Here is a 13,810-nt window from a genome sequence, read left to right as displayed (position 1 = left end):
TTCATTCCGGCATCGCGCCCCGTCAGCCCGAGATCGCCAATCGCTCCTGGTGGTAGCGGCGCACCGCGGCGAACCACAGCAACGCCGCCAGGGCGAACGCGCTGGCCAGGTAGATGCCCCAGATCTGCGGGGTGATGGCCTCGTTGCGGATGACCTTGAGGATCAGCTGGTTCTGCGCGAGGAACGGCACCGCGAACTGCCACAGCTGGCTCTTCACCGGGCTGGCCATCAGCGCGAAGGTCGGCACCATCGGCAACAGCAGCAACCAGGTCATGTGGCTCTGCGCCTCCTTCATGCTCTTGGCGCTGGCGGCCAGCCAGGTCAGCAGCGACGTGCCGATGAACAGCATCGGCAGCAGCACCAGCAGCATCTGCGCCATCGCCGGGAACGACACGTTCAACTGGCGGCCGACGCCGGAGGAAATCTGCGCGCTGAAACGGAACGCCAGCAAGGTCAGCACCAGCGTGCCCATGCCGATCATGCAGGCCGCGGCGATCTTGCCGCTGACCACCGCGCCGCGCGAAGCCGGCGTGGCGAGCAAGGGTTCCAGCGACTGCCGTTCGCGCTCGCCGGCGGTGGCGTCCAGGATCAGGTAGGCGCCGCCGATGAACGAGGTCAGGATCAGCAGGTAGGGCAGCAGCACCGACAGCAGCACGCCACGCTTGGCTTCCGGCGTGGCCAGATCCTGCGCGCCGATGTTCACCGGCTTGGCGACCGAGGCATCCAGCCCCCGCGCCATCAGCCGCAGCGCGCCCGCCTGCTGGCTGTAGATCGCCAGCGTGGTTTCCAGCCGTCGGCTGGGAATCTCGGCATCGCGACGGGTGCTGTCCTTGATGATTTCCACCAGCGCCGGCTTGCCGGCGCGCCAGTCCCGGGCGTAGTCGGGGCTGATGCGCAGGGCGACGTCGATGTCCTGGTTGCGGATCGCCGCGGCCAGATCCTTTGGCGGTTCCACCGCCTTCAGGCCGTAGCTGGCGAGGAAGGCCACCAGGTTGGGCGCGTTCTCCTTGCCGACCACGGGAATGTCGAGTTCCTTGTCGATCTGGGTGCGGGCGCGCTTCTCGGCCAGCGAACCCATGCCCAGCATCAGTGCCGGGTACAGCAGCGGGCCGAGGAACAGGGCCAGGGCGAGCGTGCGGCGGTCGCGCGACAGGTCCTTGAGCTCCTTGCGCATCACGGTGATGACGGTACCGAACAGGCTCATGCGTGCAGTCCCTCCTCGGACCCGATCACTTTGACGAAGGCGTCTTCCAGGTTGTCCTCGCCGACCTGCCGGCGCAGTTCGTCGGCGGTGCCGGCGGCGACCACGCGCCCCTTGGCGATGACCACGATGCGATCACACAGCGCGGCGACCTCCTGCATGATGTGGCTGGAGAAGATCACGCAGCGGCCCTCTTCGCGCAGCTGGCGCAGGAAGCCGCGCATGGCGCGCGTGGTCATCACGTCCAGGCCGTTGGTCGGTTCGTCGAGGATGACGTTCTTCGGGTCGTGCACCAGCGCCCGCGCAATCGCGGTCTTGGTGCGCTGGCCCTGCGAGAATCCTTCGGTCTGCCGATCCAGGATGTCGTCCATGTCCAGCGCCTGCGACAGCTTGCGGGTGCGCTCGGCGATGACCTCGCGCGACAGGCCGTGCAGTTCGCCGAAATAGGCGATGTTCTCGCGCGCGGTCAGGCGCTTGTAGACGCCGCGCGCATCCGGTAGCACGCCCAGCGCACGGCGCACCGCGACCGGGTCGCGGGCGGCGTCGATGCCGTCGACCAGCACGCTGCCGCGATCCGGCGACATCAGCGTGTACAGCATGCGCATGGTGGTGGTCTTGCCGGCGCCGTTGGGGCCGAGCAGGCCGGTGATCTCGCCGTCGCGCGCCTGGAAGCTGACCGCGTCCACCGCATTGACCAGGCCAGTCTTGGCCTTGAAGCTCTTGTGCAGATCCTGTGCCACGATCATCGAATGTCTCCTGGAATCGCTGCTGCGGATGGGAAGGGGATGCGAAGGTCCATCACGGCTCCCATCCGTTGAAGCTGGTGAAGGCGGGCGTGCCGTCGATCGCATCCAGGCACTTGGCGTCCAGCGCCTTGGCATCCGTCGATTCGATGAACTGGCTGACCAGCTTGGGCATGCAGCCCTGGCCGATCACGTTGTGGCCCTGGCCGCGCAGGACCAGGTGGCGGCCGTTGGACAATCCCTTGAGCACGGCTTCGCCGTAGCTGGGCGGAGTGACCGGATCCTGCTCACCGGACATCAGCAGCGCCGGCACCTTCGACACCAGCGGCTGGTTGAAGCCAGCCGGGCGTTCGCCCTTCGGCCACACCGCGCAGGGACTGAAGAACAGCCGGGCCAGGTCGTCGCCCATCACCGTATCGGCGTCGGCCGGATCCGGCCGATAGCGATCGGCGTCCTCGGCGCAGATCACCGACAGCTGCATGCCGCGCGCCATCTGGCCGGACACCTGTCCGTCCATGAACTTGGCCAGCGACATCAGCGGGCCGTAGCGGCCCTGGTCGGCTTCGTCCAGCACCAGCGGCAGCAGCGAGGTGGTGGCCGGCATGTAGGAGAACGCGTGGGTCAGGCCGGTGACCGTCGAGGCGGACAGCTTGTCCCGCTTCTCCTGTCCGTTGGACGGATCCCGGTAGGTCACCTCCACCGGCGCGGCGGACAGGCGCTGCTTGAGCGCCAGCAGGCGGGTGCGCAGGTCGGTCGGATAGCGCGCGCGGCAGGCGGCATCGGCGGCGCAGGCCTTGGATTGCAGCGCCAGCGCGTCATCGAAACGGCGGGCGAACTCACCGCCGACCACCAGCGCATTCGGCGCCACGCCGTCCAATACGATCGCGCGGGTGTGCTGCGGATAGGCGCCGGCGTACTGCTGGGCGACGCGGGTGCCGTAGGACACGCCGATCAGGTTGATCTGCGCGGCGCCGATCGCGGCGCGCACGGCGTCCAGGTCGCGGATGGCCTCGGTGGTGGTGTAGAAGCGCAAATCGGCGTGCTTGGACAGCGCGTCCACGCACTTGCGCGATATGGCCTGCAGGGCGCCCTCATCCAGCGAATCCATGTCGGCGACCGACGGCCCGTCCTCGGGGCCATCGCATTTCAGCGGATTGGAGCGGCCGGTGCCGCGCTGGTCCACCAGTACCACGTGGCGCTGCTTGCGGACCTCGCGCAGGGCCGCGTCGACCAGGACCGCATGCTCGGTCGCGGCCTGGCCGGGACCACCGGCCAGGAAGAACACCGGATCCTCGAGGGCCGCGCCTTCGTCGGTGGCCGGCAGCCAGGCGAGGTTGAGGGCGATCTTGCGGCCCTGCGGCGCCTGCCGGTTCTCCGGCACCTCGAAGGTCGCGCATTGCGCCTCGACGTTCCCGCCGGTCCCGGCCTCGGCCAGGGTGCAGGGCTGGAAAGTGACGCGGCCATAGTGGCGGCCGGTGGCCGCCTTGTCCGGCGCGGGGGCGTTGCTGCAGGCGGTGAGCGCGAGCAGGCCGGCGCAGGCCAGCAGGGTGTTGCGGTGGTGTCGCATGGGCGTTCGTCCTGGTTGCGATGCGTTTCAGGATGCCATGACGACGCCAACCGACGGATGTGACCAAAGTGCGGTGGCTTTTTTTCCGACCGCCTGCAGGCATCCCAAACCATCGGAATCACCGACCGGCGGTAGGAGCGGCGTCCCGCCGCGAGCCTTTTCACACAGCGGCCGCCAATGCCCGGTGAAGAGCTCGGCGAAGAATCCGGCGAAGAGTCCAGCGAAGAATCCGGCGAAGAATCCGGCGAAGAGCTCGCGGCGGGACGCCGCTCCTACCGGTTTTATTTGCTGCTGACGTATTTTTCGCGGCGGATCTGCGGAATCGGCAGGCCGGCGGCCTTCAGCGCCTCGAAGCAGGCATCGACCATGTCCGGATTGCCGCACAGGTAGGCGATGTCGGTATCCGCATTCGGGGCGAACTCGGCCAGATGCTGCTGCACGTAGCCCTGGCGGACATCCGGGTGCGGATGTTCCGGCAGTTCGCGGGAGAAGCAGGGCACGAAACGGAACTGCGGATGCTGGTCGGCGAAGGCGCGGAAATCCTCGCCGTACAGCAGTTCGGCGGGTGTACGCGCGCCGAACAGCAGCACCACCTCGATGTCGCGGCCGGCGATCTGCTCGGCCAGCTGCGGCAGCATCGCCCGGTAGGGCGTGACGCCGGTGCCGGTGGCGATCAGCAGGTAGCGGCGGTTGCGGTCGTTGGGCATCAGGCAGAACCGGCCGTAGGGACCGCTGGCGTCGACGTGGCCACCTTCGGGCAGGCCCTCGAACAGGGCCGTGGCCGCGCCGCCGGGCACGTAGCTGACCGCGATCTCCACCGCCTCGCCCGGTCCCAGCCGGTGATCGTGGATGGTCGCCAGCGAATAGCTGCGCTTGGCCGGGGTCCCGTCGGCGTAGCTGAAATGCACCTGGATGAACTGGCCCGGGATGAAGTCCAGGGGCTGGCCGTCGTCACGGACGAAGACATAGTGGCCGACGCTGGGGGCCAGCATGCGGCGCCCGACGAGCTTCAACGGAAAATGGACGATGGCCAAGGTGCTGGGCGATGGAACGGTGTGGTGCCGGGACCGACCCGGCGGGGTGCCTATAATAAGCGTTCGTGTCCCCCCGGGCGCCCACGCTGGCGCCGCAAGGTCCCCTACGTGTCCCAACCCGTGGTTCCCGCGAACGCGCCCGCGCTCGCCATTTCCGATCTCCGCAAGGTCTACGACAACGGCGTGCAGGCGCTCAAGGGCATCTCGCTGCAGGTCGCGCCCGGCGATTTCTTCGCCCTGCTCGGCCCCAATGGCGCCGGCAAGTCGACCCTGATCGGCATCGTCAGCTCGCTGGTGAACAAGAGCGGCGGCGAAGTCGAGGTGTTCGGCGTCAACCTGTCGCGCCACCGCGACGACGCCCTGCGGCTGATCGGCCTGGTGCCGCAGGAATTGAACTTCAACATGTTCGAGAAGCCGATCGACATCCTGGTCAACTACGCCGGTTTCTACGGGGTGCCCCGCGCCGAGGCGCTGGTGCTGGCCGAAGAGGAACTCAAGCGCGCCCAGCTGTGGGACAAGGCGCAGATGATGAGCCGCACGCTGTCCGGTGGCATGAAGCGGCGGCTGATGATCGCCCGCGCGATGATGACCCGGCCGAAGCTGCTGATCCTCGACGAGCCGACCGCCGGCGTGGACATCGAAATCCGGCGTGGCATGTGGAAGACCCTGAAGGACATCAACGCCGCCGGCACCACCATCATCCTGACCACCCATTACCTGGAGGAGGCCGAAAGCCTCTGCCGCAACCTGGCCATCATCGACCACGGCACCATCGTCGAGCAGGGCCCGATGCGCGAGCTGCTGGCCAAGCTGGACGTGGAAGGCTTCCTGCTGGACATCGACGGCGAGCTGCCGGCGCAGCTGCCGCTCATCGAAGGCGCGACGCTGGTGGCGACCGATCCGCATACGCTGGATCTGGACATGCCGCGGGCGATGGATCTCAACCGCATCTTCGCCGCGCTCAACGAAGCCGGCATCCGGGTGCGCTCGATGCGCACCAAGAGCAACCGGCTGGAGGAACTGTTCGTGCGCATGACCGGCAATGGCAAGGAGCAGGCGGCATGAGCAATCCCAACCTGATCGCCTTCGGCACCATCGTCCGCCGCGAAGTGGCGCGGATCCTGCGCATCTGGGGCCAGACCCTGGTGCCGCCGGCCATCACCATGACCCTGTACTTCCTGATCTTCGGCGGCCTGATCGGCTCGCAGATTCGGGACATGGGCGGATACAGCTACATGGAGTTCATCGTGCCGGGCCTGGTGATGATGAGCGTCATCCAGAACAGCTACGGCAACATCTCCTCCAGCTTCTTCGGCGCCAAGTTCGGACGCCACATCGAGGAGTTGCTGGTCAGCCCGATGCCGAACTGGGTGATCCTGTGGGGCTACGTGGCCGGGGCGGTGCTGCGTGGCCTGATGGTCGGCATCATCGTGCTGATCATCGCGACCTTCTTCACCCCCGTGCGCATGCCGCATCCGCTGGTCACCCTGAGCACGGTCCTGCTGGGCGCCACGATTTTCTCGCTGGCTGGCTTCATCAATGCGGTCTATGCCAAGAAATTCGACGACGTGGCGATCGTGCCGACCTTCATCCTGACCCCGCTGACCTACCTGGGCGGCGTGTTCTATTCGGTGAAACTGCTGCCGTCCTGGGCCGAGGCGCTGACCCACGCCAACCCGATCTTCTACATGGTCAACGCGTTCCGCTACGGCCTGCTGGGCAGCAGCGACGTGCCGCTGTGGGTGGCTTACGCGCTGATGCTGGGATTCGTGCTGGCGCTCAGTTCGCTGGCGCTGTGGTTGCTCAAGCGCGGCGTCGGCCTGCGCAGTTGAATTTGCGCCGGCACGGTCCGGCGCGATGCAGGGAGTGGTGCGGATGCGAATCCTGATCCTGGGCGCCGGCGGCACCGGCGGTTATTTCGGCGGCCGGCTGGCGCAGTCCGGCGCCGACGTCACCTTCCTGGTCCGCGCGCCGCGCGCGGCGGATCTGGCGCGCGAGGGCCTGCGCATCCGCAGTCCGCTCGGCGACGCCGACCTGCCGGTGGCGACGGTGACCGCCGAAGCCCTGCCGGCACTGATTGCGTCGCGTCCCTTCGATCTGGTCCTGCTCAGCTGCAAGGCCTACGACCTGGACAGTTCGATCGACGCGATCGCGCCCGCGGTCGAGGCCGGCGCCGACGTGCTGCCGGTGCTCAACGGCCTGCTGCACTACGCGCGGCTGGATGAGCGGTTCGGCCGCGATCACGTGGTCGGCGGCCTGTGCTTCATCAGCGCCACCAAGGGACCGCAGGGCGAAATCCTGCATCTGGGCAGGCCCGCTTCGATCACCTTTGGAGAACGCGATGGCGCCGCGCCGCGCGCGCGCCTGTCGGCCTTCGCCGAGGCCTGCGGGCAGGCCGGCGTCGATCACCTGCTCGCGCCGGACATCGCCCGCGAACAGTGGATCAAGTACAGCTTCCTCACCGCGCTGGCCGCCGGTACCTGCCTGATGCGCGCGCCAATCGGGCGGATCGTGGCGGGCGAGGGCGGCGAGGCGTTCATGACCGCGCTGTACGCCGAATGCATCGCGGTGGCCGCGGCATCCGGACAACCGATTCCGCAGGCTGCGCAGGACACCGCGCTGGCGACGCTGCGGCAATCGGGGTCGGACATCAAGGCCTCGATGCTGCGCGACCTGGAAGCCGGCCAGCGCGTGGAGGGCCGGCAGATCGTCGGCGACATGGTGCATCGCGCGCAGGGCTTCGGACTGCCGGCGTCCCTGCTGTCCACCGCCTGGTGCCATCTGCAGGCCTACGAGGCGTCGCTGCCGGCACGTTGATCGCGCGGAGCGGAGAATCGGCGCCATTCGGAATGCTCCGATGGCCGCCGGCGATCGCCGTTCGTACGGTGGGGACACCGCCATGAACCCTCCCGGAGTCCTTCAACTGATGCATACACGCCATCTGCGACGCCTTTTGCCGCTGTCCGCGAGCCTGCTGCTGTTGACTGGCTGTTTCCCGCATGGGCAGCAGATCGTCCCGGCAATCGAAGGAATGCTGGTGCGAGGGCAGGTTCCCGTTGCGGGTGCGCGGATCCACGTGTTGCCGAGCATGTTCAAGGCCGACTGCGGACCCTCCCGGTATACGGCAGTCACCGACGCGACGGGCCGGTTCACGATCCGCGGCGCCAGCGAGATCGGGATGATGTTGCCGATGGGCGATCGCATCAACACGTGGGGCGTCTGCATCGAGGACGACGGACGCTGGGTCGAAGGATTCAAGGAAGGCGACATCGGATGGCCGCCCCGCCGTATCGACATGCACTGCGATCTGGCGCGGGTGCGGGACGTTTGCGAATGGAAGGCGCGGGATCGCTAGAGAAGAGTCGCCTCCGCATCCACGGATTCACTGGCACCGGTAACGGCGTGCGTCGCGCCGGCATTGCGCCGGCAGGCCATGCTTGTCCCAGTACGCGGCGATGCCGCTGCGGTGCAGGTAGTCCTGGAACGCCGGATCCTCGCGCAGATACGCCAGGTCGCGGGTCCACAGCAGCAGATCCCAGGATGAATACGAACGCCTTCGCACCTGATCCAGCCCGTCGATCACGGCGGCGGTGTCGCGTTGCGGATCCAGCACGCTGAGGAAGTTCATCAACCCGGTGCGCTGTTCGAACTCCTTCATCGCGATGCGCGTCCGCGGCCAGGCGGAAGGATCCACCACGGCCCGGCTGGCCAGCAGGTAGGACTGGCGAAGCAGCGGGCCATACTGCCGGCTGCTGGTGTCCTCGGGTCCGCCGATGCCGGCGGCGATCACCGGCAAGGCCGCGTGATCGCCGCGCCACACCGCGTTGAACCAGCGGCCATAGCGCCCGAAGCGGCCGGCGCGCTGCAATTCGACCAGGGCCTCGCGGTGCCGGCCCAGGGTGTCGAGGATGCGGCCATGACCGAAATGCCAGCCCTGGTTGAGCGGATCGCGGCGGGCGCCGCGCCGCATCACCTGCTCGGCCTGGTCCAGGTAGCCCAGCGACGCCAGCGCCATGGCGTACTGGAACTGCGCGCGCATCTCGCTGGGCGCCAGGTCGGTGGCATGGCGGTACAGCGAGAGGCATAGCTCCCATTGGTTGCCGCGACAGGCGGCGCTGGCCTGCACCAGGTAGGGCTCGGGCAAGGCGGGATCCAGACGCTGCGCCAATGCGGCGTGGTGCGCCGCATCCTGGCGCAGCTCGATGGCCAGTTCCGGCCGCAGGTAGGCGCGCCCGTCCAGCGCCGCGGCGAGGGCGGCGTGCGAAGGCGCGTGCCGGGGTTGTTCGGCGACCAGTTGGCGCAGGCGCGTTTCGGCCAGCTCGACCCGCTCGGGCGGTACCGGTGGCGGCGCACGCAGCAAGGCCTGCACCGCCAGGTAGCGACGGTAGAAATCCGCGTCGCCGCCGCGCGTTGCCGCGGCCGGATGTGCCAGCCCCAGGTTGAGCGCGAGTGCGCCGGCGACGGCCTGGGCGATGTCGCGTTCAAGCGCCAGCACGTCGGCCACGTCGCGATCGTAGTCCTGGGTCCACAAGGTGCGTCCGGTCGCCGCATCCACCAGCCGCAGGTGCACCCGCAGGCGCTCCCCGGCTTGGCGGGCGCTGCCTTCGAGCGCATGGCTGACGCCGAGCCGGCGGACCAGCCGCGACAGGTCGGCGCCGTCGGCCGTGGCCAGGCGGGTCGAATCGCGTGCGATCACACGCAGCCCCCGGATGCGCGAGAGCGTGCTGATCAGCTCCTCGCTGAGGCCGAAGGCGATGTCGCGATCTCCTTCGCCCACCGCGACCAGCGGCATCACGATCAGGGTGCGCGGCTCGGCCCGGGCCGATGCCGGCGCCGCGTCGTAAGCACGCGGGAGGAATACCGCGGCGGCCAGCAGCAGCAGGCCCAGCAAGGCGGCGATGGCCCAGGCCGGCGCACGCGGAGGGCGTGGATGCGCCGTGGCGACCAAAGGATCGGTTGCGGGCGCGGAGGCCGCACCGGGCGGTGCCGGTTCCTCGTTGAAGCGGTAGCCGATGCCATGCAGGGTGTGCAGCCGGCGCGGATGATGGGCGTCCTCGCCCAGCGCCTGTCGCAGCAGGGTGATCACCCGGTTGAGCACGCCCGGGGTGACGTGGCGGTGGCCCCACACCGCGTCGAGGATCTCGTCGCGGCTGAACGCGCGGCCCGGTTCCGACGCCAGCAGCGCCAGCACGTCGAACGCCTTGGGCTCCAGCGGACGCACTTCGCCGTCGCGCAGCAACTGGCGTCCGGTCAGGTCGATGACCACGCCGTCGAGCACGATGCGGGCGGAAGCGGATGACGGCATGGCGATCGGCGCAGGAAGGTTCCGGCGGAACACGTACATCCTAGGGATACGCGGAAGCGCGGCCGTGCCGGCCTAAGCATTTCCCAAGCTTCCCAAGCCGTCCATCGGGGTTTCCCGCCAGCCTCCTCAAGACCCGGACGCGGCGGCGGCGCGAGGCTGGCGACCCGGCCATCGAAGGAACAAACCCCATGAACGCCATTCCCGCCACCGTGCTGTCCGCCCTGCTGCTGGCAGCGGCCCTGTCGCTGCCCGCCCATGCCGGCGCCGTGACGCCGCCGACCGACCTGCGGGTGGATTGCGCGCAACCACGCCTGCCGTCCCAGTACGAGACCGGTCGCTGGCTGGGCCAGGCCAACGCCGGCCAAGCCTATGCCTCGCGCCAGCGGCTGATGGCCGAGATCCAGCGCGCCTGCCGGAAGCCCGGCATCCGCACGGTCGTGTTGCAGTTGCCGCGTCCGGCCGATGCGCCGGAGCGTGGGTTGGCCGGACGACCCTAGGTACCTGCTAGGTACCCGGTTCGCGCGACGGCAGGCGGAAGAACGCGCGCGCGGTCGCGGTGGTCGCGGCGGCGGTGGCCTCCACCGATTCGCCGCGATCACGTGCCAGCTCGTCGACGATGTGGGCCAGGTACATCGGCTCGTTGCGGCGATGCGAGGGCTGCGGCCGGACGGTGCGGGGCAGCAGATAGGGCGAGTCGGTCTCGATCATCAGCCGTTCGGCGGGGATGTGCCGGACCAGTTCGCGCAGGTGCTGGCCGCGGCGTTCGTCGCACAACCAGCCGGTGATGCCGATGTGCCAGTCCTGGTCCAGGTAGTCGAACAATTCCTCGCGGTTGCCGGTGAAGCAGTGCACCACCGCCGGGCCCAGCCGGCCGTCGAAGTTCTTCATCATCGCCACGAAGTCCGCATGCGCGTCGCGCTGGTGCAGGAACAGTGGCTTGCCGTTCTCCGCCGCGATCTGCAGCTGGCGCTCGAACGCGCGCCGCTGCGCCGGCCGTGGCGAGAAATCACGGAAGTAGTCCAGCCCGCATTCGCCCACCGCGACCACTTCCGGATGCGCATGCAGCGCGCGCATCTCGGCGTCGCACTCGTCGGTGTACTCGACCGCGTGATGCGGATGCACGCCGGCGGTGGCGAACAGTTCACCCGGATGCGCCTGGGCCAGCGCGAGCGCCTGCGGCGAATGCTCGCGGCTGGCGCCGGTCACCACCATCTGCACCACGCCGTGCGCGCGGGCGCGTTGCATCACCGCGTCGAAATCGTGGCCGAAGCTTTCGTGGGTCAGGTTGGCGCCGATGTCGATCAGGTGCATGGAGCGGAAGTCGTGGAGCGGAGGGCGCGCCATTGTAGTCGGCCCGGCGCGCGGAGCCGGTATCCTAGCGGGCCATGCCGTCGCCCGTGCCGTCACCGGAATTCCCCATCACCCCGCTGCTGCCGGAGATCCGGCGGAGCCTGTCGGCGCATCCGCGGCTGGTGCTGGAAGCGCCGCCCGGCGCGGGCAAGACCACCCAGGTGCCGCTGGCGCTGCTCGACGAGCCGTGGGTGCAGGGGCGCCGCATCCTGATGCTGGAACCGCGCCGGGTGGCCGCGCGCGCGGCCGCCGGCTTCATGGCGAAGCAGCGCGGCGAGGCGGTCGGCGAAACCGTCGGCTATCGCATCCGCTTCGAGAACAAGGTGTCGGCGCGCACCCGCATCGAGGTCGTCACCGAGGGCATCCTGACCCGGATGATCCAGGACGATCCGATGCTCGAATCGGTCGCGGCGATCCTGTTCGACGAATTCCACGAACGCCATCTGTCGGCCGATCTCGGCCTGGCGCTGGCGCTCGATGTGCAGGCGCAGCTGCGCGAGGACCTGCGCATCGTGGCGATGTCGGCCACCCTGGATGGCGAACGCCTGGCGCGTTTCCTCGATGCCCCGCGCCTGGCCAGCGAAGGGCGGAGCTTCCCGGTGACGGTGGCGCATTTCCCCGCGCGCCGCGACGAACCCGCCGAGGTGCAGGCGCGCCGCGCGATCGAGCAGGCGCTGGCGTCGCATCCGGGCGACGTGCTGGTGTTCCTGCCCGGCCAGCGCGAAATCGCGCGGCTGCAATCGCTGCTCGATGGCTTGCCGCGCGATGTCGCGGTGTTGCCGCTGCACGGCGAGCTGCCCGTGGAGCGCCAGGCCGAAGTGCTGCAACCAGATCCGCACGGCCATCGCCGGGTGGTGCTGGCGACCAACGTGGCCGAATCCTCGGTGACCCTGCCGGGCGTGCGCGTGGTGATCGACGCCGGGCTGGCGCGCGAGCCGCGCTACGATCCCAACAGCGGTTTCGCGCGACTGGAAGTCGTTGCCATCTCGCAGGCTTCCGCCGACCAGCGCGCCGGTCGCGCCGGTCGCGTCGCCGAAGGATGGGCATACCGGTTGTGGCCGCAATCGCAGCGGCTGGAACCACAGCGCCGCCCGGAAATCGCCCAGGTCGAACTGGCCGCGCTGGCGCTGGAACTGGCGGCGTGGGGCAGCGACCAACTCCGCTTCGTGGATCCGCCGCCGGCCGGCGCCCTCGGCGCGGCGCGCGAGTTGTTGCAGCGGCTGGGCGCGCTCGGCGACAGCGGCGGCGTCACCGCGCTGGGCCAGCGGATGCTGGCGCTGGGCACGCATCCCAGGCTGGCGGCGATGCTGCTGTCGGCGCCGGCGGGTGCGACCCGCGCATTGGCCTGCGATCTGGCGGCGCTGATCGAAGCGCGGGATCCGCTGCGTGGCGGCGGTGATGCCCTGGCTGCGCGTTGGCGCGCGCTGGCGGCATTCCGCCAGGGCAGGGCGCCGGCGGACGCGCATCGTTCCGCGCTTGCCGCCATCGACGCGGCGTCCAAGCAGTGGCGGCGGCGCCTGCGCGAAGACGCGCCGCCGCCATCGACCGTCGAGACGCACCTGCTGGGTGATCGCCTGAGCCATGCCTATCCCGATCGCATCGGCTACCAGCATCCGCAGGACCCGCGCCGCTATGCGCTGGCGAACGGACGCATGGCGCGTCTGTTCGACGACAGCGCGCTGTTCGGCGAACCCTGGATTGTCGCCAGCGAACTGCGCTACGAAGCCAAGGACGCGTTGATCCAGCGCGGTGCGCCGGTTGACGAAGGCTTTCTGCGCGCGGAGTTTCCGGATCGCTTCGTCACCGAGGACGCGGTGCGCTGGGATGCCGGCAAGCGCGCGCTGAGCGCGCAGCGCGAAGCCCGCTTCGATCGCATCGTGCTGGAAGCGCGTTCAACCGGCCGTGTCGATCCCGCATTGGCGGCGCAAGCGCTCACCGACGCGGTGCGCGAACTGGGCATCGATGCCTTGCCATGGACCGAATCACTGGGCCAATGGCGCGAACGCGTGCGCTGCCTGCGCGAATGGATGCCCGAGCTTGGCCTGCCGGATTTGTCCGACGAGGCCCTGCTGGCGGATCTGGATCGCTGGCTGCGGCCCGCCTTCGCCGGCAAGAGCCGGCTGGATGCGCTCGGCGAGTCCGAACTGGCCGAGGCGCTCAAGTCGCCGCTGGACTGGTCGCTGCGCCAGCGTGTCGATGCGCTCGCCCCGACCCGCATCATCGTGCCGTCGGGCATGGAACGGCGCATCGAATACGCGCACGGGCAACCCCCGGTGCTGGCGGTGAAGCTGCAGGAACTGTTCGGCCTGGCCGAAACGCCGCGCATCGCCGACGGTCGCGTCCCGCTGACCCTGCACCTGCTTTCGCCGGGCGGCCGCCCCTTGCAGGTGACCCAGGACCTGCGCGGCTTCTGGGAACGCACCTACCCGGAAGTGAAGAAGGAAATGAAGGGCCGGTACCCCAAGCACCCCTGGCCCGACGACCCCTGGACTGCCCAAGCCACCCACCGCGCCAAGCCGCGCGGGACCTGAGATCGGGTTTCTTCCCTTGTGGGAGCGACGTCAGTCGCGATGGACGCCTGCGGGAAAGCCCCTTCGCGACTGACGTCGC

12 protein-coding genes are annotated in these 13,810 nt (G+C 69.1%); 6 read left to right on the top strand and 6 right to left on the bottom strand.

Annotated features, from left to right (window positions below):
• Positions 1-22 precede the first annotated feature (22 nt).
• From FHW78_RS10180 to FHW78_RS10165, 4 genes are all read right to left on the bottom strand, one after another.
• Positions 23-1,204, bottom strand: coding sequence for an ABC transporter permease (locus tag FHW78_RS10180; protein ID WP_183639828.1), 1,182 nt, complete (start codon positions 1,202-1,204; stop codon positions 23-25).
• Positions 1,201-1,947: an ATP-binding cassette domain-containing protein gene (locus FHW78_RS10175; protein ID WP_183639826.1), complete on the bottom strand. Its 747-nt coding sequence runs from the start codon at positions 1,945-1,947 to the stop codon at positions 1,201-1,203. Before FHW78_RS10175 ends, FHW78_RS10180 begins: the two co-directional genes overlap by 4 nt.
• A 52-nt stretch (positions 1,948-1,999) precedes the next feature.
• Positions 2,000-3,511, bottom strand: a complete 1,512-nt coding sequence (locus FHW78_RS10170; protein ID WP_183639824.1) for an alpha/beta hydrolase — start codon at positions 3,509-3,511, stop codon at positions 2,000-2,002.
• Between the two features lie 281 nt (positions 3,512-3,792).
• Complete coding sequence (locus FHW78_RS10165) at positions 3,793-4,602, bottom strand: ferredoxin--NADP reductase (protein ID WP_183641317.1); 810 nt, start codon at positions 4,600-4,602, stop codon at positions 3,793-3,795.
• 63 nt (positions 4,603-4,665) lie between these two features.
• Here FHW78_RS10165 and FHW78_RS10160 point away from each other — a divergent pair, with 63 nt between their 5' ends.
• Genes FHW78_RS10160 through FHW78_RS10145 form a run of 4 tightly spaced genes read left to right on the top strand, consistent with a single transcriptional unit; the run spans position 4,666 to position 7,900 of the window.
• On the top strand, positions 4,666-5,610 hold the full coding sequence (locus tag FHW78_RS10160; protein ID WP_318289411.1) for an ABC transporter ATP-binding protein: 945 nt from the start codon (positions 4,666-4,668) through the stop codon (positions 5,608-5,610).
• Positions 5,607-6,377, top strand: coding sequence for an ABC transporter permease (locus FHW78_RS10155; protein WP_141454962.1), 771 nt, complete (start codon positions 5,607-5,609; stop codon positions 6,375-6,377). The genes FHW78_RS10160 and FHW78_RS10155 overlap by 4 nt, the downstream gene beginning before the upstream one ends.
• 43 nt (positions 6,378-6,420) lie before the next feature.
• On the top strand, positions 6,421-7,362 hold the full coding sequence (panE, locus tag FHW78_RS10150) for a 2-dehydropantoate 2-reductase (RefSeq protein WP_183639820.1): 942 nt from the start codon (positions 6,421-6,423) through the stop codon (positions 7,360-7,362).
• A 40-nt stretch (positions 7,363-7,402) separates the two neighbouring features.
• Positions 7,403-7,900 carry a carboxypeptidase-like regulatory domain-containing protein gene (locus FHW78_RS10145; protein ID WP_183639818.1) on the top strand — a complete coding sequence of 166 codons (498 nt, stop codon included), beginning with the start codon at positions 7,403-7,405 and terminating at the stop codon, positions 7,898-7,900.
• A 27-nt stretch (positions 7,901-7,927) separates the two neighbouring features.
• Here FHW78_RS10145 and FHW78_RS10140 read toward each other — a convergent pair whose 3' ends face one another.
• Positions 7,928-9,850, bottom strand: coding sequence for a winged helix-turn-helix domain-containing protein (locus FHW78_RS10140; RefSeq protein WP_183639815.1), 1,923 nt, complete (start codon positions 9,848-9,850; stop codon positions 7,928-7,930).
• A gap of 188 nt (positions 9,851-10,038) precedes the next feature.
• Here FHW78_RS10140 and FHW78_RS10135 point away from each other — a divergent pair, with 188 nt between their 5' ends.
• Positions 10,039-10,347 carry a hypothetical protein gene (locus FHW78_RS10135; RefSeq protein ID WP_183639813.1) on the top strand — a complete coding sequence of 103 codons (309 nt, stop codon included), beginning with the start codon at positions 10,039-10,041 and terminating at the stop codon, positions 10,345-10,347.
• 7 nt (positions 10,348-10,354) lie between these two features.
• On the opposite strand, the gene FHW78_RS10130 is transcribed toward FHW78_RS10135, so the two are convergent.
• Positions 10,355-11,161 carry a TatD family hydrolase gene (locus FHW78_RS10130; RefSeq protein WP_183639811.1) on the bottom strand — a complete coding sequence of 269 codons (807 nt, stop codon included), beginning with the start codon at positions 11,159-11,161 and terminating at the stop codon, positions 10,355-10,357.
• A gap of 86 nt (positions 11,162-11,247) precedes the next feature.
• Here FHW78_RS10130 and hrpB point away from each other — a divergent pair, with 86 nt between their 5' ends.
• Positions 11,248-13,731, top strand: coding sequence for an ATP-dependent helicase HrpB (hrpB, locus tag FHW78_RS10125; protein ID WP_183641315.1), 2,484 nt, complete (start codon positions 11,248-11,250; stop codon positions 13,729-13,731).
• Positions 13,732-13,810: the final 79 nt, after the last annotated feature.

This window comes from Pseudoxanthomonas sp. OG2, from assembly GCF_014192765.1.
GTDB classification, from domain to species: domain Bacteria; phylum Pseudomonadota; class Gammaproteobacteria; order Xanthomonadales; family Xanthomonadaceae; genus Pseudoxanthomonas_A; species Pseudoxanthomonas_A beigongshangi.
This window is presented reverse-complemented; position numbering and strand designations above follow the sequence as displayed.